The 20,599-nt window shown below is 52.6% G+C and carries 16 protein-coding genes, 5 tRNA genes and 2 rRNA genes (1 of these 23 cut by a window edge); 22 read left to right on the plus strand and 1 reads right to left on the minus strand.

What is annotated here, in order from left to right:
- A 23S ribosomal RNA gene (locus FIU95_RS02200) occupies window positions 1–1,109 on the plus strand; it begins 1,773 nt to the left of the window's first position.
- A 204-nt stretch (window positions 1,110–1,313) separates the two neighbouring features.
- A 5S ribosomal RNA gene (rrf, locus tag FIU95_RS02205) occupies window positions 1,314–1,429 on the plus strand.
- An 807-nt stretch (window positions 1,430–2,236) separates the two neighbouring features.
- On the opposite strand, the gene FIU95_RS02210 is transcribed toward rrf, so the two are convergent.
- Window positions 2,237–3,199, minus strand: coding sequence for a hypothetical protein (locus FIU95_RS02210; protein ID WP_152451098.1), 963 nt, complete (start codon window positions 3,197–3,199; stop codon window positions 2,237–2,239).
- Window positions 3,200–3,352: 153 nt separating this feature from the next.
- Between FIU95_RS02210 and FIU95_RS02215 the strand changes: the two genes are divergently transcribed.
- From FIU95_RS02215 to rpoB, 20 genes are all read left to right on the plus strand, one after another.
- Window positions 3,353–4,813, plus strand: a complete 1,461-nt coding sequence (locus FIU95_RS02215) for an alpha/beta hydrolase (RefSeq protein WP_253868809.1) — start codon at window positions 3,353–3,355, stop codon at window positions 4,811–4,813.
- The gene (locus FIU95_RS02220; protein WP_152451100.1) at window positions 4,810–5,562 is read left to right on the plus strand and encodes an ATP-binding cassette domain-containing protein; all 753 of its coding nucleotides are present in this window, start codon (window positions 4,810–4,812) and stop codon (window positions 5,560–5,562) included. The genes FIU95_RS02215 and FIU95_RS02220 overlap by 4 nt, the downstream gene beginning before the upstream one ends.
- Window positions 5,559–6,752, plus strand: coding sequence for an ABC transporter permease (locus tag FIU95_RS02225; RefSeq protein WP_152451102.1), 1,194 nt, complete (start codon window positions 5,559–5,561; stop codon window positions 6,750–6,752). Before FIU95_RS02220 ends, FIU95_RS02225 begins: the two co-directional genes overlap by 4 nt.
- Before the next feature lie 25 nt (window positions 6,753–6,777).
- The gene (alr, locus tag FIU95_RS02230) at window positions 6,778–7,890 is read left to right on the plus strand and encodes an alanine racemase (RefSeq protein ID WP_152451104.1); all 1,113 of its coding nucleotides are present in this window, start codon (window positions 6,778–6,780) and stop codon (window positions 7,888–7,890) included.
- Between the two features lie 5 nt (window positions 7,891–7,895).
- The gene (gene birA / locus FIU95_RS02235; protein ID WP_253868811.1) at window positions 7,896–8,897 is read left to right on the plus strand and encodes a bifunctional biotin--[acetyl-CoA-carboxylase] ligase/biotin operon repressor BirA; all 1,002 of its coding nucleotides are present in this window, start codon (window positions 7,896–7,898) and stop codon (window positions 8,895–8,897) included.
- Window positions 8,894–9,631 (plus strand): type III pantothenate kinase, encoded by a 738-nt coding sequence (locus tag FIU95_RS02240; RefSeq protein WP_152451108.1) that lies wholly within the window; start codon window positions 8,894–8,896, stop codon window positions 9,629–9,631. Before birA ends, FIU95_RS02240 begins: the two co-directional genes overlap by 4 nt.
- Before the next feature lie 17 nt (window positions 9,632–9,648).
- A complete protein-coding gene (locus tag FIU95_RS02245) occupies window positions 9,649–10,338 on the plus strand; it encodes an SPOR domain-containing protein (protein WP_152451110.1) in 690 nt (229 codons plus the stop codon).
- 194 nt (window positions 10,339–10,532) lie between these two features.
- Window positions 10,533–10,608: transfer RNA gene (locus FIU95_RS02250), tRNA-Thr, on the plus strand.
- Between the two features lie 111 nt (window positions 10,609–10,719).
- Window positions 10,720–10,803, plus strand: a tRNA-Tyr gene (locus tag FIU95_RS02255).
- Window positions 10,804–10,863: 60 nt separating this feature from the next.
- Window positions 10,864–10,937, plus strand: a tRNA-Gly gene (locus FIU95_RS02260).
- A 69-nt stretch (window positions 10,938–11,006) separates the two neighbouring features.
- A tRNA-Thr gene (locus tag FIU95_RS02265) sits at window positions 11,007–11,081 on the plus strand.
- A gap of 131 nt (window positions 11,082–11,212) precedes the next feature.
- Entirely contained in the window at window positions 11,213–12,406 is a 1,194-nt protein-coding gene (gene tuf / locus FIU95_RS02270; protein ID WP_152451112.1) for an elongation factor Tu, read from the plus strand.
- A gap of 101 nt (window positions 12,407–12,507) precedes the next feature.
- Window positions 12,508–12,583: transfer RNA gene (locus FIU95_RS02275), tRNA-Trp, on the plus strand.
- Window positions 12,584–12,699: 116 nt separating this feature from the next.
- Window positions 12,700–13,068 carry a preprotein translocase subunit SecE gene (gene secE / locus FIU95_RS02280; protein ID WP_152451114.1) on the plus strand — a complete coding sequence of 123 codons (369 nt, stop codon included), beginning with the start codon at window positions 12,700–12,702 and terminating at the stop codon, window positions 13,066–13,068.
- 10 nt (window positions 13,069–13,078) lie between these two features.
- Window positions 13,079–13,612, plus strand: a complete 534-nt coding sequence (nusG, locus tag FIU95_RS02285) for a transcription termination/antitermination protein NusG (RefSeq protein ID WP_152451116.1) — start codon at window positions 13,079–13,081, stop codon at window positions 13,610–13,612.
- A 157-nt stretch (window positions 13,613–13,769) separates the two neighbouring features.
- Window positions 13,770–14,201: a 50S ribosomal protein L11 gene (gene rplK, locus FIU95_RS02290; protein WP_152451118.1), complete on the plus strand. Its 432-nt coding sequence runs from the start codon at window positions 13,770–13,772 to the stop codon at window positions 14,199–14,201.
- Window positions 14,202–14,897 (plus strand): 50S ribosomal protein L1, encoded by a 696-nt coding sequence (rplA, locus tag FIU95_RS02295; RefSeq protein ID WP_152451120.1) that lies wholly within the window; start codon window positions 14,202–14,204, stop codon window positions 14,895–14,897.
- 279 nt (window positions 14,898–15,176) lie between these two features.
- Window positions 15,177–15,671, plus strand: a complete 495-nt coding sequence (rplJ, locus tag FIU95_RS02300; RefSeq protein ID WP_020411124.1) for a 50S ribosomal protein L10 — start codon at window positions 15,177–15,179, stop codon at window positions 15,669–15,671.
- A gap of 77 nt (window positions 15,672–15,748) precedes the next feature.
- The gene (gene rplL, locus FIU95_RS02305) at window positions 15,749–16,114 is read left to right on the plus strand and encodes a 50S ribosomal protein L7/L12 (protein WP_152451123.1); all 366 of its coding nucleotides are present in this window, start codon (window positions 15,749–15,751) and stop codon (window positions 16,112–16,114) included.
- Window positions 16,115–16,409: 295 nt separating this feature from the next.
- Window positions 16,410–20,483 (plus strand): DNA-directed RNA polymerase subunit beta, encoded by a 4,074-nt coding sequence (gene rpoB / locus FIU95_RS02310; protein ID WP_152451126.1) that lies wholly within the window; start codon window positions 16,410–16,412, stop codon window positions 20,481–20,483.
- Window positions 20,484–20,599: the final 116 nt, after the last annotated feature.

Here is a 20,599-nt window from a genome sequence, read left to right on the forward strand (position 1 = left end):
TGTGCAAACTCGTAAGAGGACGTATACGGTGTGACGCCTGCCCGGTGCCGGAAGGTTAATTGATGGGGTTAGCTTCGGCGAAGCTCTTGATCGAAGCCCCGGTAAACGGCGGCCGTAACTATAACGGTCCTAAGGTAGCGAAATTCCTTGTCGGGTAAGTTCCGACCTGCACGAATGGCGTAACGATGGCCACGCTGTCTCCACCAGAGACTCAGTGAAATTGAAATCGCTGTTAAGATGCAGTGTACCCGCGGCTAGACGGAAAGACCCCGTGAACCTTTACTACAGCTTTGCACTGAACTTTGAGCCTACTTGTGTAGGATAGGTGGGAGGCTTTGAAGCAGTAACGCTAGTTACTGTGGAGCCGTCCTTGAAATACCACCCTGGTATGTTTGAGGTTCTAACTCTGGTCCGTTATCCGGATCGAGGACAGTGTATGGTGGGTAGTTTGACTGGGGCGGTCTCCTCCCAAAGAGTAACGGAGGAGTACGAAGGTGCACTCAGCATGGTCGGAAATCATGCAATGAGCATAATGGTATAAGTGCGCTTGACTGCGAGTCAGACATGACGAGCAGGTACGAAAGTAGGTCATAGTGATCCGGTGGTTCTGTATGGAAGGGCCATCGCTCAACGGATAAAAGGTACTCCGGGGATAACAGGCTGATACCGCCCAAGAGTTCACATCGACGGCGGTGTTTGGCACCTCGATGTCGGCTCATCACATCCTGGGGCTGAAGCCGGTCCCAAGGGTATGGCTGTTCGCCATTTAAAGTGGTACGCGAGCTGGGTTTAGAACGTCGTGAGACAGTTCGGTCCCTATCTGCCGTGGGCGTTGGAGATTTGAGAAGAGTTGCTCCTAGTACGAGAGGACCGGAGTGAACGAACCTCTGGTGTTCCGGTTGTCACGCCAGTGGCATTGCCGGGTAGCTATGTTCGGACGGGATAACCGCTGAAAGCATCTAAGCGGGAAGCCTCCTTCAAGATAAGATCTCCCTGACTCCTTGAGAGTCCTAAAGGGCCGTGGAAGACTACCACGTTGATAGGCTGGGTGTGGAAGCGCTGTGAGGCGTTGAGCTAACCAGTACTAATTGCCCGTGCGGCTTGACCATACAACAGAGATGGTTACTAACGACTAGCTAAGCTAGCGGATTGTGAGTAAGAGACATACAATCGCTTGCGGTGTATTACTACAGATTTTTTCACCGACCTTATTTGGGTTGACTGTTAACTGAGAAAAACTCAGTGGCAAACGGACAGTCAAACGGCAGCGCAGGGCAAACGCCCATAAGACCAAGCCAACCCAAGCCAGTTTGCCTGACGACAATAGAGTTGTGGAACCACCTGATCCCTTGCCGAACTCAGAAGTGAAACGCAACATCGCCGATGGTAGTGTGGGGTCTCCCCATGTGAGAGTAGGTCATCGTCAGGCTTCTAATCCGAAAGGGCCACCCAATGGGTGGCCCTTTTTTTATGTGTGAAAGAATTAATAAAAATAATAAAAGCGGAAAATAAAAAAATAGAGTTGGAAGAAAAATCCGCTCTAGAGAAAAATAAAATTCCGGCCAAACCCCAGTCGAATTTTTACTCGCAATACTCTCGCTGAAAAATCCAACTCGACAGAAAAACCAGAAAAATTCTAAGCTTCCACAAAAATTGGAACAGCTTCCGACCCTCTAAACAAAGCAGTTTTCTCAACATTTACGTTAAGCAAAAAATAGAAAATACAGAAAAACCTGTCGCTTTATTTGATCCTTAGATCAGATACAGCAAAAAAATCCTCCAAAATTAAAAAATAATCTCCAGTACATAAAAGCCATTGCACTGAAAAAACTGACACAACAATACCAATAAAAAACCGGTGATTTTTTGCACGTTTTGGTGAGCCTGAGCAACCACGGGCCCTGGCGCTGATATACCGCAGTTATGCACAAGTCTATCCAGGCTTTCTGTTAGTAAAGTCAGCCTGTGGAAAATGGATAAAGGGCTGGTGCTTTTTTACCCGTTGAAAAGGGCCCCACGGAAACAGGGGCCTGAGCGTGGATATCCCGGAGTTATACACAGGTCTGTCCATGGAATCTGTTAGTAACAGCCTGTTAATAGAATTGTCATTATGGGGAAACAGAGATTTGCTGTGGATATATGGGGAAATGGGATGGGCTTGATCGCATCAGCTAGAAGGCAATAAAAAGCCCCACAAGGGGCTTTGAAGAGGCTTTAGAGGTAGCTGGTATTTGTGTTACGCCATTTGTTCGTAGGCATTATCAGGAACCAGGTCGTATTGCATTTCCTTCAAGCTTAATTCATCGAGAGGGACGAGAGCAGAAGGAAGAGAAAACCGCCGAATCGGCGAGTCCCCATGGCAGTCCATGACTTCGATATCTTCTAAGCTCTCCTGCAATTTATGCAACAAACTCTTCAGGTGCGTTGCACTCGCCGAGGATAGCGATTGGTAATCGTATGTGCCATCGAGCTTAACAAAACGTGCCTCATTGCCAGCCTCTTCTATTCGGAGCCAGGCTGCACCTTTATTTGTACTTGGATCGCCAAGGATCATAGGCCCGAGAGGGTCCTCATAAACGGGAACTAGCTCTGTTTCTTTCGGAGATAGCAGGGTACCCACCCAGACCCAGCCAGAGAGGCTTATACGGCTTAATTGCCATTCACATAACCAGACAGTTTGATCGTCATCTATGCGAAATTCCCGGTAGTCTCGCTGGCCGAGATAATTGTCGAAAGAGACTTTGGCACTGGGGTTGTCTCTGCGAAAGCTGTGTAGTTGCTGGGTCATTTCATAATTGACTTCCCAGTGCTTTTTTAAACGCCACTGCATGGGGTATTGGCCCCACTCGACAATGTACTCTTCCCGTTCAGAAATGGTTTCAACTACCCGCCAGAAAGCACCATCAATCAGTATGCAGGTTTCACCGATTTTGCAGCCGGGTGCAATAAAGCTGCACTCTGGCGATGTCTCAGAGGCGCTGACGATATGCTCGGCGCGTCCCTCGATAACCTCATACCAGGGAAAACCATGGCGAAGTGGGGGAGGGAAAGCCAGTGCAGGTCGGCCGCCAAGTAAGCGGCGGAAAAGTACCGATTTTTCAATTTCCAGGTCAGAAAGTGTATACCCCTCCTGCTGGGTGATCTGGCCCCAGGCAAAAGCGGCTCGAATTAAATGTTTTTCACGGTCTGAAAAGCTCATGGGTGCAGTCATGGGCAAGCTAAAACAGAAACCTTACCACTGAGCGCAGATGGGTGCTAATGCAATTCTTCGATTGAGAGCTGTATAGGACATGGATACAGGAAGTTGGATACACTGCTGTGATCGACACCATAGGTTAAGGAGAATAATGTCGTGTTTGGTGTTAAAAGGCCGCTAAATGACATAGCCATAGTATGTAGCCTGTTATTCGCATCGGTCTCGGTCTCGCAAGAATTGTCTGGTGCTCAGGATTGCTATTTGGATGGCTGGAGACATCCACTACAGTGTGAGCGAATTCCAGTGGGTGAGGGAGATAGTAAAGTTGAATTGGCGGTATTTGTTTCACCGGCTTTAGATAAGGCAGAGCGCGAACCTTTATATCTTCTTGCCGGTGGGCCAGGGCAAGCGGCGAGTGATCTCGTTCCTCTACTGAATAAGTTCCGTAAAATTAATCAAAATCATGCAATCGTCATGGTAGATCGAAGAGGAACTGGACTTTCCCGGCCATTTAATTGTGGTATTGATCGGCATACGCCAATGGACTTAACGCTTATCTCCAGGGAGTTGGAACAGTGTTATCTACAGCAGGCTAACTTTGCTAATTCCTTGAGCAGTCGACAAGCTGTTGAGGACCTGGAAGCGGTGCGAAAGCACCTCAATCACAATCGAATCTCTCTGTGGGGGGGATCCTGGGGGACGCGGACAGCGCTTCTTTATCAGCAGTGGTATCCCAACAGTTTAAAAGCTCTAGTACTTGATGCTGTAGCACCCATTGATACGAAGGTATTTCTCAGTGCGGCGGCCGCCGAAAGTGCTCTTCAAATATTGATGCGAGACTGTCAGTTCGATCCAACCTGTTCTGAGTTCGGTAACTGGAGGAAGGTTTTGGACGATCTGTTAAGTCAGTGGAGTGAGTCTATGGCAATAGACTTCCGTGATCCACTGACAGGAGAAACAATGAAATACCCAATGTCTCGTTGGGTTTTACAAAATACGATACGTACTGCGCTTTATTCTCCAGAGGCAGCTGCACAATTACCCTTTGCTATTCAGCAAGCGGGTTTGGGTAATTACAACCCTCTCGCCGGAATTGCCGGACTATTTCCCGACTCGGCAGTAGGCATGTCCCTTGGGTTAACGCTTTCAATAGCCTGTGCGGAAGAATTATCTCGTATTACGGATGAAGAAATTTCAGCGGATACCAGTAACACCTTTGTGGGGAATGCTTTTTTAGAGATATTTGAGCGTGGTTGTGAAGTCTGGCCAGTAGCCGATAGGCACTATGCTAAGCCACAACTCCGCGATCATCCGGTGCTGCTGATTTCCGGTGAGGCCGACCCAATCACACCGCCAAAATATGCGGAAAAGCAACTTGGCTACTTGGCCAATAAACAGCATTTGATTATTGCCAGTGGCGGTCATATTAATTCGATGAGAGGTTGTGTTCCTCGATTGATCAAAGAGTTTCTGGACTCCCCAGAGGAAGAACTGCAAAAAACCTGTGTCAATAAAATCCAGAGGCCACCCTTTATGAGTGGAATTTATGGGCCTGAGATCATGCCGGATATAACTCCTACAGCCGAAAATGAAGAGCTTAAGGAGAAAGTGTTGTGATTATATTGGAAGGAGTAAATAAGCAGTTTTCTGGAAATACTGTACTTCACAATCTGCAATTTTCTGTGCCCGATGGTCGGATTACAGCCTTACTAGGAGCTAACGGTACAGGAAAAACGACATGCTTGAGAATTATTGCAGGGCTACTGAAAGCCGATAGCGGTAATGTTTCTGTAGGTGGTTTCGATCCCTATAAAAACCCAAAGGGTGTTCGTCAGCAGCTCGGCATTGTCGGTGATAGGGAAGGGCTTTATGAGAGGCTCACCGTCGCAGAGTACTTATCCTTTTTTGCCGGTGCACAAGGATTGGCAGGGGCAGAATTGGAAAGGGCTTTACAGTCGGTGAGGGATGAGCTGGAACTATCCAGCCTTTGGAATCGCCGAACCAAGGGATTCTCCCAGGGAGAACGAATGAAAGTTTCTCTCGCCAGAGCATTGGTGCATAGACCTAGGCACTTGGTGCTTGATGAGCCAACCCGGGGGTTGGATGTGCTTGCGGCCCGCCTGCTGCGCAAAACCCTCTTGCGGTTACGCGAAGAGGGAACGGCTATTTTATTTTCCAGCCATATTATGGCTGAAGTCCTTGAACTTTCCGATGAGGTTTTGGTTATGGCCGAAGGTGCAATAGTGGGAAGTGGTGCCCCAATTGAGCTTATGCGGCAAACCGGTTGTGAAAATCTTGAGGATAGCTTTGTAAAGCTCGCCTACGGAAATTTGGCAGAGAGAAGTAAATATGGTGAGCCGGCATGATGTTTTTTAAAAATAGGCTTACCCAACAAATGCGAGTACTACTTCTCAAAGAGTTGCGCGAAGTTTGGCGAGACCGGCGCGCTTTACTGATCACACTGGGTTTTACCTTGTTGTTTCCCGCGCTGATGGTTGGCAGCGGGGCTTTATCTTTGAAGGTAATGTCTGAAACCACCTTTAATGTAGCGATTGTTGGAGCAGAGTATGCTCCTCTCTTAGAGGAGAAGTTGCAGGGAGGGGACCTTAATGTTGAGCGATTGCAGGATGGGGTTCCACAAGCACTTTTGGCAGGTAATTATGATGTGGTTTTGCAAATAGAGGAAAGTTTTGCAGAAGATTATCGAAGCCTGTTGTCTCCCAAGGTTTATTTGTATGTGGATAGCGCGGATCAGTCCGGTGGGCGCGGAGCACAATTGGTACAGCAGCATCTGGCACAACTTCAACAGCTGGTTGTGCAACAACGCTTAGCGGCTCGAGGTTTAGCCACACAGGTTTTAGCCCCATGGCAACTTGAAGTGAGGGATGTCAGTACGCCTTCTAGTCGAGGATTGGCAATGTGGGGGCTGATGGTTCCCGTGCTACTGATAATGGCATTACTGGTGTGTAGCGCGGCCCCCTCTATCGACACTTCTGCTGGGGAGCGTGAACGCATGACCATTGAGGTGTTGTTGCAGCAGCCTTTTAGTGGTTGGCAACTTCTAGTGGCAAAGGTTGTGGCCGTTACCAGTATTGGCTGGTTTGGTGCGCTCCTTTCACTGGCAGTTTTAACCGTTTCATTTAGCTTGCTTCCTCTGGCTGAGATTGGGGTTCGCTTTTCTGCGGGGATCTTTGAGCTCATTACGATAAGTCTCATACTGCTCCCCCTTGCGCTTCTGATCGCTGTACTGCAGATCCTGTTGTCGTTGCGCTCCCGCTCCTTCAAGGATGCCCAGATCCAGCTGAGTATTTTGCAGGCGCTACCTGTCACACTATTAGTTGCATTAAAGCTCTCCAATATTGAGCTGGACTCTCCCTGGTGGCAGCTGACTCCGCTTATCGGGCAGCAACAGTGGTTGAGTGCGTTAATGGCCGGGGAGTCTGTTTCTGCGTTCCTGGCCATAGCTGGTTCCTTGGTCACCCTTTCTTTGGTGGGGCTGTGTATATTAGTAGGTGCCCGTGCTTTACGACGTGAAAGCTTACTGGGGGCAACCTAGCTGGTGAATAGAGAGTTGTGATGGCATGAACGATTTTCGCGAGGGGCTGCTGAGTATCAATTTGCAGTCCATTGCTGACAATTACCTGGATCTGACTAAGCGGTTGGCAACTGGTACCCGCTGTGGCGCAGTGGTCAAAGCCGATGCTTATGGTCTTGGTATGAGCCAGGTTGTGCCTGCTCTTTACAGGCAGGGTTGCCGAGACTTTTTTGTGGCAACTCAGACAGAAGGGGAGCGCTTGCGCAAGGAGCTGGGAGATAGTGTTCGCATTGTTATCTTGACCGGAGTACGCGCTGGTGCGGAGCTGGAGTGTGCTCGCGCAGGATTAATGCCGACGCTCTTCACTCTAGAGCAGCTTCGCAACTGGGTAGATATTTGCGCCAGTGCCAAGGTTGAGGCCCCCTGTGCGGTAAAAATAGACTCGGGTATGACCCGCCTGGGTATGGCTCCAGAGGAGTTTGACGAGTTACTAAAGGATAGTCAGTTACTGCACTCGGCGGAAATCCGTCTATTGCTGAGCCACCTTGCGTGCGCGGATGAGCCACAGCATCCGCAAAATGATTTTCAGTTGCGTAGCTTCAAGGAAGCAGGGGAAAAACTGCGTGCGCTGTGCCCAGAGGTTCAGCTGAGCCTTGCCAATTCATCGGGCATTTTCCTCGGCGAGGACTATCACTTTGATATCGCACGACCGGGCTCTGCGCTTTATGGGGTCAATCCGATACCCGGTACCCCTAACCCAATGCGCCCCGCCGTGTCGCTGAGCCTGCCTATCGTGCAAAAGCGTTATGTCAGCCGCGAACAGTGGGTGGGTTATGGAGCGACCCAGCAGATAGCAGCGGGCAGCTGGCTGGCAGTGGCCCGCGGTGGTTATGCCGATGGGATAATCCGGGCTCAGGGCGGGCGTGGTTGTGGCTGGGCATATGGCCGCCAGCTGCCAATAATTGGCCGGATTTCCATGGATTCCACAACGTTTGATATTTCTGCGCTCTCCCAAGAAGAGCGAGAATCCCTCCAATCGATTGAGGTCCTGAACAAAGACCTAACCGTAGATGAGGTAGCTGAATACGCTGGTACCATAGGTTATGAAGTGCTGACCAGCTTAGGGCACCGCTATTTCCGTCGCTACATAAAAAGTTGATTACCTTGCTAGATACTATTGCGAAGAGTCCGCTGGAGCCGTTGCGTCCGGTATTGGAATTATTGGCTGATGGTGAAATGCACTCTGGTGAGGCCCTCGGCGCAGCCTTGGGGGTCAGTCGCGCTGCGGTTTGGAAACAGCTGCAGAAGCTTGAACAGTATGGATTGATACTGCAGTCCATTAAGGGGCAGGGTTATCGCTTGCCTGGAGGCTTGGAGCTCTTATCTGCCGAAAGTATTTACAGGGCACTCGGCGAGGAAGCTGGGGCGTTATTGCGGGAGCTGATCCTATTTGATGAGGTGGACTCCACCAATACCCAGTTGTTATCGCTAATGGAAAAGGGCGAAGGTCATGCGGTTGCACTGCTTTCAGAGCGTCAGAGTGCAGGCCGCGGACGTCGTGGTCGCCAGTGGATTAGCCCCTATGGTGCGGGTATCAGTCTTTCTGTTGGCTGGGAGTTCAATGGCGGTGTGCAATGCCTGGAGGGGTTGAGTCTCGCCGTGGGGGTGGCCATCGCCAGGGCATTGAAGCGCTTTTCGGTACCGGATGTCCGCCTCAAGTGGCCGAATGATGTTTGGTGTCGAGGTCGAAAGTTGTCCGGTGTTTTACTGGAGTTAAAAGGCGATCTCACGGATCGCTGCGCTGTGGTGATTGGTATTGGCTTAAATAGTGGCCTGCGAAATGAGAGTGCTACTGCTATTGATCAGCCTTGGGCGGATTTGCAGCAGGTAAAGCCTGGAATTTCACGGAATCAATTGATCGCAGCGATCCTGGCTGAGCTACTGCCACTTTTATACAGTTATGCCGAACAAGGTTTTTCTGCTTACCGAGAAGCCTGGATGCAGCTGGATCAGTTTGCCGGGCAAAAGGTTACTCTGCAGGCTGGCACCCAAACCTGGTGCGGAATTGCCGCAGGAGTCAGTGAAAAGGGTGCTTTAGAGTTAAATATTGATGGTGAGATACAACACTTCCACGGTGGGGAGATCTCTTTACGGGGGCAGGTTTGATTCTCGAACTGGACATCGGTAATACCCGGGGCAAGTGGCGCTTGCTGAGTGAGGGGCAGGTGCGTTCCAGAGGCAGTTTTAAAACGGCTGATCTGCGTGCGGGACATTTGCCCGAAGGGTGGGATCTGCTGGATCCCCGGAGAGTGCGGGTGGTCAATGTGGCGGGGCCGCAAGTCGCGGAAACGCTGATTGGGCATGTACAGGAGTTGTTCTCTCTCGAGGTGGAGTTTTCCCAGGTTCTGCTGGAGTGCGCTGGAGTAGCCTGTGGCTATGACAACCATCGCCTGCTTGGCGTCGATCGCTGGCTGGCGATGCTGGCGGCTTATGATCGAGAGCGCCGGGCGGCTCTAATTGTGGACTGTGGCAGCGCAGTGACTTTGGATCTGGTCGACAATAATGGGTGTCATTTGGGGGGCTACATAGTCCCCGGTATCGGCCTTATGCAGCGCTCACTGTATCTCGATACCCACGCGGCCAAGAGTGCGCAGGATATCACCTTAATAGAGTCCCTCGGCGCCGGTCGCAGCACCGATGACGCTATTAACCGAGGCCTCCTGTTGATGGTGCTCGGAGCTATTGATCGCGCACTGGAAGAGTTGCGCGGATATTGTGAGGAGGAGCCGTTGTTATGGCTAACAGGCGGCGATGCCCCTCTATTGTCAGCACTTTACCAGCGGGAGCACCACCTGGTTCCAGAGCTGGTAATGGACGGCTTAGCATTAAGTAACCCTTGAAAAATAAATAATGCTCTATGCGTTGGACAGCTCTTTCTTTACTACTGTTGAATTTCGGCGTTTTCGCTTGGTTTGTCAGCACCACAACCGCTGAAAAAGAGAGGGTAAGGATCGCCGACAAGCGGGCGGAGGCCCAGATTCAGGGTATTACCCTGGTCAGCGAAATGTCGCGGAAGGATCTATCTCCTCTGGCAGCGCCTTCTGCGCCGCCACCTGCCGAGCACTCAGCAGAACAGCTTTGTACATTACTTGGCCCCTTTGCAGAGGAATTCCTGGGTGAGGCGATAGTACAGCGCTTAAAGGCCTTACAGGTTGACGCCATTTTGCGAGATGTGGAAATGCAGGGGCAGATGCGTTATTGGGTCTTTCTGCCCCCCTTAAATTCCCGTCGAGAAGCCTATAACCGCTTGCGTGAATTGCAGGCGCAGGGGATCGATAGCTATGTGATTCCCAAGGGGGCGCTGGCGGATGGAATTTCCTTTGGTATTTTTAGTGAACGTTTACGGGCTGAATCACTGACCAGTGAGCTGCTTGAGAAAGGGATTCGCGCGCAATTCCGTGAGGAGCCACAGACCCATAGCGAACGCTGGATTGTGTTGGTACCAGGGGCATCCGATGATTTGGCTCCCGAGTTTTGGCTCCAGCTACAGCAGGAGTACCCCGATTTGGATCGTCGTCGAAATCTCTGTGCAGAGGTGGCGGGTTGAAAGGGGTTGGGCTATAGGTCTAGATCCTCAAACGCTGATCGTACGCGGCCGTTTTTTGCTGCATGTAGCAATAGGCGACACAAAAAATTCTGATTTATCTGCAAAAAGGGTGTTGCTTGTCGGGATAACTTCCCCTAGAATCCCGCCTCCATTGACGAGGGTGACAATTCAACTTCGACAATGGATGGGATAGGGCTGGCGTAGCTCAGTTGGTAGAGCAGCTGACTTGTAATCAGCCGGTCGGGGGTTCGACTCCTCTCGCCAGCTCCATTTTTATCCCGGCGCTGTCCAGCATTAAGTTTTGTAGCTAAGTCTGTGAAATTTAAAGAAAAAAATGTTGACAGCGCGGCGGAAGGTGTAGAGAATGCACCCCGCATTGAGGCAGGGGTTCCCGAGTGGCCAAAGGGATCAGACTGTAAATCTGACGCGAAAGCTTCGGTGGTTCGAATCCACCCCCCTGCACCATTTTTTACACCGTAAGGTGTTGCCGGCGAAACAGGTAGTTTCGTCTGGAGGCTCCCGCAAGCGGGCATAGTTCAATGGTAGAACCTCAGCCTTCCAAGCTGATGATGCGGGTTCGATTCCCGCTGCCCGCTCCAATTATGGGTTCGGCTGGAATGCTCTCCAAAACGGCAAGCCTTGTGGTCGCCTAGAAAAGGCGGTGATTTGCTCATGTAGCTCAGGGGTAGAGCACACCCTTGGTAAGGGTGAGGTCGGCGGTTCAAATCCGCCCATGAGCTCCATTTTTCAATAGCCGCAAGAGTGAGAGCTCTTGCGGTTGTTTGTGTCCGGGGTCGGGGTTTTTCCGGGTCGGATGCGCATGTTCTGGACGTGGGTGGTGTCGTTAGCGGCTCATCCATATTAGGAGGCTGCAATGGCAAAAGAAAAGTTTGAACGTTCCAAGCCCCACGTGAACGTGGGCACCATCGGTCACGTTGACCACGGTAAAACCACCCTGACCGCTGCTCTGACTCGCGTATGTGCCGAGGTTTGGGGCGGTGCTGCCGTTGCTTTCGACGGTATCGACAATGCTCCAGAAGAGCGTGAGCGCGGTATCACCATCGCTACCTCTCACGTTGAGTACGAGTCCCCGACTCGCCACTACGCGCACGTAGACTGCCCCGGACACGCCGACTACGTTAAGAACATGATCACCGGTGCTGCTCAGATGGACGGCGCTATCCTGGTATGTTCCGCAGCTGACGGCCCCATGCCGCAGACTCGTGAGCACATCCTGCTGTCCCGTCAGGTAGGTGTACCTTACATCGTGGTATTCCTGAACAAAGCGGACATGGTAGACGACGAAGAGCTGCTCGAGCTGGTAGAAATGGAAGTTCGCGAACTTCTCGACCAGTACGAGTTCCCGGGTGACGACACTCCGATCATCGTTGGTTCTGCTCTGATGGCCCTGAACGGCGAAGACGATAACGAAATGGGTACTACCGCTGTTAAGAAGCTGGTAGAAACTCTGGACGAGTACATCCCTGAGCCGGAGCGTGCGGTAGACCTGCCGTTCCTGATGCCGATCGAAGACGTATTCTCTATCTCTGGCCGTGGTACTGTTGTTACCGGTCGTGTAGAGCGTGGTGTAATCAATACTGGCGACGAAGTTGAGATCGTTGGTATTAAAGAAACCACCACCACCACCTGTACTGGTGTTGAAATGTTCCGCAAGCTGCTCGACGAAGGTCGTGCTGGTGAGAACATCGGTGCGCTGCTGCGTGGCACCAAGCGTGACGAAGTTGAGCGTGGTCAGGTACTGGCTAAGCCGGGCTCCATCACTCCGCACACCAAGTTCGAAGCGGAAGTGTACATCCTGTCCAAGGACGAAGGTGGTCGTCACACTCCGTTCTTTAAAGGCTACCGTCCTCAGTTCTACTTCCGTACTACCGACGTAACTGGTGCGGTAGAGCTGCCGGAAGGCACTGAAATGGTAATGCCGGGCGACAACATTCAAATGGTTGTTACCCTGATCGCTCCGATCGCCATGGAAGACGGCCTGCGTTTCGCTATCCGCGAAGGTGGTCGTACCGTAGGTGCGGGCGTTGTTGCTAAGATCATTGAGTAATCTTTGATCTTCGTGTCGCCGGGATTCCCCGGCGGCGCAATAGATGAGAGGGTTGTCTGTAGCCCTCTCTATCTTCGGATGCTGTAGCATCCATGCTGTACAGGCCAGTAGTTCAATTGGTAGAGCACCGGTCTCCAAAACCGGCTGTTGGGGGTTCGAGTCCCTCCTGGCCTGCCATTTTAAACACTCCACTTGAAATAAGTTTAGGGGTGTCGCAAGACCCTACTTTTCAGTGGGGCTTTTGTGTTTTTGAGCACTAAGGGCTTATCTATAGTGCGCTAAGGGCTTCATATATGAATGCTAAAGCAGAAGCGAAAACCTTTCGTCTTGACGGCCTGAAGTGGCTGCTAATAGTGCTGCTGGTTGGTGGTGCTGTAGCGGGCAATTCTTATTATGCCGAATTTCCCCTGATTTACCGCGTACTGGCAGTGACTGCAATCTGCCTGGCTGCCCTGGTTGTTGCGGTGAATACTGCGAAGGGTAATGCACTCTGGCAACTTTTGCGCGAGGCGCAAACAGAAGTCAGGCGCGTGGTTTGGCCGACTCGCCAAGAGGCCACCCAGACGACAGTGATTGTGGTGGTTTTTGTGTTGATTATGGCGCTAATTCTCTGGGCGCTGGACTCCGCTTTAGGTTGGGCGGCATCCAAACTCATCGGCTAAAGGTTGATACATGGCAAAGCATTGGTATGTGGTCCAGGCTTACTCGGGCTATGAGAAGCGTGTCGCCAGCTCTTTGAAAGAGCGTATTGAGCTACACGAAATGGACCACCTGTTTGGTGAAGTGCTGGTTCCCACCGAAGAAGTGGTGGAGATGCGAGCAGGACAAAAGCGCAAGAGTGAGCGCAAGTTCTTCCCGGGTTATGTCCTGGTGGAAATGGAACTGAATGACGATACCTGGCACTTGGTGAAAGAAACCCCCCGAGTGCTCGGTTTTATCGGTGGCAAGGCAGATAGGCCGGCCCCGATTACCGATCGAGAGGCCCAGGCTATCCTGAATCGAATCGACGATTCCGCCGATAAGCCCAAGCCCAAGACCCTGTTTGAACCAGGTGAAATGGTTCGGGTTATCGACGGTCCGTTTAATGATTTCAACGGTGTGGTCGAAGAGGTCAACTACGAAAAGAGCCGCCTGCGCGTGGCCGTATTGATCTTCGGGCGCTCCACCCCCGTTGAACTGGAGTTTAGTCAGGTAGAAAAGACCTGATTCCAGTGTAAATTTTTTGCCCTCTTTCGCCGCAAGGTGGAAGGGGGTTTTCGCGTCCCCGGAAAATATATTTTGTTGTTTTTTGGGGCGGGGAGCCAGCTCTCTGCCGAGAGGTAAGTTGTGGCTGGCGTTACCACCCATCTAGAGGAGAGCTGTAATGGCTAAGAAAGTAGAAGCTTATATCAAGCTGCAAGTTAAGGCCGGTCAGGCCAACCCAAGTCCGCCCGTTGGTCCTGCACTGGGTCAGCACGGCGTGAACATCATGGAATTCTGTAAGGCGTTCAACGCCCAGACTCAAAGCCTTGAGCCGGGTCTGCCGGTGCCGGTTGTGATCTCTGTATACAGCGATCGCTCCTTCACCTTCATCATGAAGTCCCCGCCTGCTGCAGTACTGCTGCGCAAGGCTGCCAAGATCAAGAGCGGTTCCGGTCGTCCGAACACCGACAAGGTAGGTAAGGTTACCCGCGCTCAGATCGAAGAGATCGTAGAAATGAAGAAAGCCGACCTGACTGCATCCGATATGGACGCGGCCGTGCGCACTATCGCCGGTTCCGCACGCAGTGCCGGTATCGAAGTGGAGGGTCTCTAAGTGGCTAAATTGAGCAAGCGTCAGCGCGTAATCGCTGAGAAAGTTGAAGCTGGTAAAGCCTACGGTATCGAAGAAGCCGTAGCTCTGCTGAAAGAGCTGTCCAACGTTAAGTTTGCAGAGACTGTAGACGCCTCTGTAAACCTGGGTATCGACCCACGTAAATCCGATCAGGCTGTTCGCGGTGCGACCACTCTGCCGCACGGTACCGGTAAAGAAGTTCGCGTAGCTGTTTTCACCCAGGGTGCAAACGCTGATGCCGCTAAAGAAGCGGGCGCTGACCTGATCGGTATGGACGAGCTGGCTGCCGACGTTAAAGCGGGCAAGATGGACTTCGACGTAGTGATCGCTTCTCCAGATGCGATGCGCGTTGTGGGTCAGCTGGGTCAGATCCTCGGCCCGCGCGGCCTGATGCCGAACCCGAAGACTGGCACTGTAACTCCAGACGTTGCTACCGCTGTTAAAAATGCTAAAGCTGGTCAGGTGCGTTTCCGCGCTGACAAAGGCGGCATCATCCACGGTGGTATCGGCAAAGTTGCTTTCGATGCTAACTTGCTGAAAGAAAACCTGGAAGCTCTTGTAGCAGACCTGAAGAAAGCCAAGCCGGCTTCTGCAAAAGGTGTGTACCTGAAGAAGATCACCCTGAGCACCACTATGGGCCCAGGTCTGGTTATCGACCAGTCTTCCCTGAACATCTAATTGAAGCTGTGCGCTAACAGTTTTAACGCACAGTAAATCGAACTTTGGGGTCCACTTGATGCTTCGGCAGAAATGTGGGCCGTCAAAGACCGTAGGTGCCAGGTACGTTGAGGTTTAACGTGTCTGGCTTAATCCAAGCCTCGGCCAGGTTGGCCGTTAAGAGGCTTGAGCCTACGCAGACGGTGTCGCCCAAACCAGTATTTTTACTGGATTTGAGCTTTATGCACCGGAACGGATCGGGCGTTGAGCCCGGTTTTTTTCAAATCCAGGAGTGACACTATGGCTATTGGACTCGAAGACAAGAAAGCGATTGTCGCAGATGTCCAGCAAGCTGCTGAGGGTGCTCTGTCTGCGGTTGTTGCGGATTCCCGCGGCGTTACCGTAAATGACATGACTGCCCTGCGCAAAGAGGCTCGCGAGAACGGCGTTTGGTTAAAAGTCGTCCGCAATACTCTGGCGCGTCGCGCTCTGGCAGGAACCGATTACGAATGTCTGACTGACAAATTCGTAGGTCCTAGCATCATTGCATTCTCTAACGAACACCCAGGTGCCGGCGCGCGTATCCTGAGCCAGTTCGCCAAGGGCAATGACAAGCTGGAACTGAAAGGTGCTGCCTTCGAAGGCGCGATCACCGACGTCGCATTGTTGGCAAGCCTGCCGACTTACGACGAGGCGATCGCCAAGCTGATGAGCGTATTGAAAGAAGCATCTGCTGGCAAGCTGGTCCGCACTATTGCGGCCGTTCGCGACCAAAAAGAGCAGGAAGCTGCGTAATACATTCGCTTTGGCGAATCGCGGTTTCAAAACGAAATACGAGCAGCTACTGCTCAAACCAATTCAGGTAATGACTCATGTCTCTGACTAAAGAAGATATCATCAACGCTGTTGCCGAAATGTCTGTTAAGGACGTTGTTGAACTGATCGAAGCAATGGAAGAGAAGTTCGGTGTAACTGCTGCTGCAGCAGTTGTAGCCGGCCCGGCGGCTGCTGAAGCAGCTGAAGAGAAAGACTCTTTCGACGTAGTTCTGACTTCTGCAGGCGACAAGAAAGTAAACGTGATCAAGGTTGTTCGCGGCATCACCGGCCTGGGCCTGAAAGAAGCCAAGGCACTGGTTGACGGCGCTCCAAGCCCGCTGAAAGAAGGCGCAACCAAAGACGAAGCTGAAGCCGCTAAGAAAGAGCTGGAAGAAGCTGGCGCTACTGTAGAACTGAAGTAATTCAGTTACTGCGATTCCCGCTAGCGGTCGCGTAAAGCGACAGATAGCGGTAAGGCTGGTGGACTTTTGTCCGCCGGCCTTTTTGCCGTTTGCGGTACTGAGGTTTTAGCGGTGCCGGCGGTATAAAACCGTGGCAAACCTCAATTTAACCATAGCGCAGTTGCGCTGCCCGAAAGCAAGCGGAGAGGTTTCTGAACAGTGCAGGCAATCTGTATTGTTCAGAGGCTTCTCGCCCGGAGGGGCTCCCGAATGGAGTCCCACGAAGTCTTGTCACTGATCAAGCTGGGGAATTTGAATGGCTTACTCATATACTGAGAAAAAACGTATCCGCAAGGATTTTGGCAAACTGCCTAAGGTCATGGATGTGCCCTTCCTGCTTGCGATACAGCTGGATTCATATCGCAATTTTACACAGGCCGACAAGCGCCCCGACGACCGCTTGGACGTTGGCCTGCAGGCGGCGTTTAAATCCGTATTTCCGATTGTTAGCTATTCCGGAAATGCCGCCCTGGAGTACGTGAGCTATACCCTGGGTAAGCCCGCCTTTGATGTCAAGGAATGTACCCTGCGCGGCGTGACTTACGCCTGCCCGCTGCGTGTACGTGTGCGTCTGATTATTTACGATAAAGAGTCTGCCAATAAGTCCATCAAGGACATCAAAGAGCAGGAAGTCTACATGGGCGAGATTCCGCTCATGACGGACAACGGTACCTTTGTGATTAATGGTACCGAGCGTGTAATCGTTTCCCAGCTGCACCGCTCCCCAGGTGTTTTCTTCGATCACGATAAAGGCAAGACTCACTCCTCCGGTAAGCTGTTGTACGCCGCGCGCGTAATCCCCTACCGTGGTTCCTGGCTGGACTTCGAATTCGATCCAAAAGATCTGGTATTCGTACGTATCGACCGCCGCCGCAAACTTCCAGCGACGATTCTGCTGCGCGCTCTGGGTTATAGCTCCCAGGAAATGCTGGAAATGTTCTTCGAGACCAGCAAGTTCGAACTGCAGGAAGACCGCGTTAGCCTGGAACTGATTCCCTCCCGCCTGCGCGGTGACGTGGCTTCTTTTGATATCAAAGATGGCCAGGGCAAGGTGATTGTGGAAGAGGGGCGTCGTATCACTCCGCGCCATATTCGCCAACTGGAAAAAGCCGGCGTAGAAAAGCTGGACGCGCCGTTGGAGTACCTATTTGGCCGTATTCTGGCTCACGACATTATCGATGAGTCTACTGGTGAAATTGCAGTCGAGTGTAATGCTGAGATTACCGCTGAGGTGATCGCGCAGCTGCGTGCTCTGAATATCAAGCAGTTCGAAACGCTGTATACCAACGATCTGGACCGCGGACCGTTTATCTCCGATACCCTGCGTGCAGAGCCTTCCCGCACCCAGCTGGAAGCGCTGGTAGAAATCTACCGTATGATGCGCCCGGGCGAGCCGCCCACCAAGGAGTCTGCGGAATCCCTGTTTGAAAACTTGTTCTTCACCGACGAGCGCTACGACCTGTCTGCCGTTGGCCGTATGAAGTTCAACCGCCGTCTGGGCCGCGAAGACGAAACTGGCCAGGGTACCTTAAGCAAAGAAGATATCGTCGATGTACTGAAAACATTGATTGATATCCGCAACGGTCAGGGTATGGTCGACGACATCGACCACCTGGGTAACCGCCGCGTGCGTTCCGTGGGTGAAATGGCCGAGAACCAGTTCCGTGTTGGTCTGGTACGTGTTGAGCGCGCGGTGAAAGAGCGCCTGTCCATGGCGGAGTCCGAAGGCCTGATGCCGCAGGACCTGATCAATGCCAAGCCGGTGGCCGCTGCAGTGAAGGAATTCTTCGGTTCCTCACAGCTGTCCCAGTTTATGGACCAGAACAACCCGCTGTCGGAAGTGACCCACAAGCGCCGTGTTTCCGCACTGGGCCCAGGTGGTCTGACCCGCGAGCGCGCCGGCTTCGAAGTGCGCGACGTACACCCGACGCACTACGGCCGCGTATGCCCGATTGAGACGCCGGAAGGACCGAACATCGGTCTGATTAACTCCCTGGCAACTTATGCCCGTGCCAACCATTACGGTTTCCTCGAGAGTGCCTACCGCAAAGTGGTTGACGGCAAGGTAACTGACGAAATCGAGTATCTGTCTGCGATCAACGAAGCAAACTACGTTATCGCCCAGGCCTCTGCGGCAGTGGATGACAACGGTAACTTCGTTGACGACCTGGTGAGCGTGCGTCACCACAACGAGTTTGCTTTGAAAGCTCCGGCAGAAATCCAATATATGGATGTCTCTGCCAAGCAGGTGGTCTCCGTAGCTGCGGCGATGATCCCGTTCCTTGAGCACGATGACGCCAACCGCGCATTGATGGGATCGAACATGCAACGTCAGGCGGTTCCAACCCTGCGCGCTGAAAAGCCGTTGGTGGGTACCGGTATGGAGCGCACCGTAGCGCGCGACTCCGGCGTGTGCGTGGTTGCCAAGCGCGGCGGCATTATTGAGCGTGTCGACTCCAGCCGCGTGGTAGTCCGTGTAGCGGACGCCGAGGTTGAAGCCGGCGATGCAGGTGTGGATATCTACAACCTGACCAAGTACATCCGTTCCAACCAAAATACCTGTATCAATCAGCGTCCGATTGTTAACACTGGTGATCGCGTAACCCGCGGCGATATCCTCGCCGATGGTCCTTCGGTAGATCTGGGTGAGCTGGCTCTGGGCCAGAACATGCGCATCGCGTTTATGCCCTGGAACGGATACAACTTTGAGGACTCCATCCTCATTAGTGAGCGTGTTGTACAGGAAGACCGTTTCACCACGATCCATATTCAGGAACTGACCTGTATCGCCCGTGACACCAAGCTGGGCAGCGAGGAAATCACTGCGGATATCCCCAACGTGGGTGAGTCTGCGCTGAACAAGCTGGACGAGTCCGGCATTGTATATATCGGTGCGGAAGTAGGTGCCGGCGATATCCTGGTGGGTAAGGTGACTCCTAAAGGCGAAGCTCAGCTGACCCCGGAAGAGAAGCTGCTGCGCGCTATCTTCGGTGAAAAAGCTTCCGACGTTAAAGACACCTCTCTGCGCGCGCCCAGTGGCACCCGCGGTACCGTGATCGACGTTCAGGTGTTCACCCGTGACGGCCTGCAGAAAGATCAGCGCTCCATCGATATTGAGAAGGCGCAGCTGGATGAGGTTCGCAAGGATCTCAACGAGGAATACCGCATTGTTGAAGGTGCGACTTTTGAGCGTCTCCAGCAAGCGCTACAGGGCCAGAAGGCTGCCGGTGGCAAAGGTATCAGCAAGGGCCAGGAGCTCACTGCTGAAGTACTGGGTGGACTGCCGCGCGAAGACTGGTTCAAGCTGCGCATGGAAGACGAGAGCCTCAACGAGCAGCTGGAGAAGGCCGAAGCACAGCTGAAAGAGCGTCGCAAGCTGCTCGACGAAGCCTTCGAAGACAAGAAGAAAAAACTGGAGTCTGGCGATGACCTGGCTCCGGGCGTGCTGAAAATCGTCAAGGTTTACCTGGCGATCAAACGCCGCATCCAGCCGGGTGACAAGATGGCCGGTCGCCACGGTAACAAGGGTGTGATCTCCGTGATCAAGCCCGTTGAGGATATGCCTTACGACCAAAACGGTGAACCAGTCGATATCGTTCTGAACCCGCTGGGTGTTCCCTCGCGGATGAACGTTGGTCAGGTTCTGGAAATGCACCTGGGTATGGCCGCGAAAGGTCTTGGCGTAAAAATCGACAAAATGATCAAGGACCAGCAGGAAGTCGCCAAGGTGCGTGGGTTCCTGGAAGAGGTATACAACTCCACAGGCGGTCGCAAGGAAGAACTGGATCAGTTCTCCGATCAGGAAGTCATGACCATGGCGCAAAACCTGCGTCGCGGTGTGCCCATGGCGACTCCGGTATTCGATGGTGCCGATGAGAGCGAGATCAAGCAGTTGCTGCGCCTCGCCGATATCCCCGATTCCGGCCAGATCACTCTGCACGACGGTCGTACCGGTGATGCTTTCGAGCGTCCGGTTACCGTGGGCTACATGTACATGCTGAAGCTGAACCACCTGGTAGACGACAAGATGCACGCGCGTTCTACCGGTTCCTACAGCCTGGTTACCCAGCAGCCGCTGGGTGGTAAGGCACAGTTCGGTGGTCAGCGCTTCGGGGAGATGGAAGTGTGGGCGCTGGAAGCCTACGGCGCCGCATACACCCTGCAGGAGATGCTCACGGTCAAATCCGATGACGTGGAAGGGCGGACCAAGATGTACAAAAACATCGTGGATTCCGACCACCGTATGGAGCCCGGCATGCCGGAGTCCTTCAACGTACTGGTTAAGGAAATCCGCTCTCTCGGTATGAATTTCGAGCTCGAGCACGAGTAAGACCGATTGGTGCAAAAGCCTGTTCGCAGGTGAATTGAGACAAGTGCCGGCACCCCAAAGCTGTGGGATTGCCGGCCCGCCCGGCCCGGCGTAACGGCCGGGTTGACTACCCCCTA

Origin of the sequence: Microbulbifer sp. THAF38, from assembly GCF_009363535.1 — a bacterium.
Lineage (GTDB): Bacteria > Pseudomonadota > Gammaproteobacteria > Pseudomonadales > Cellvibrionaceae > Microbulbifer.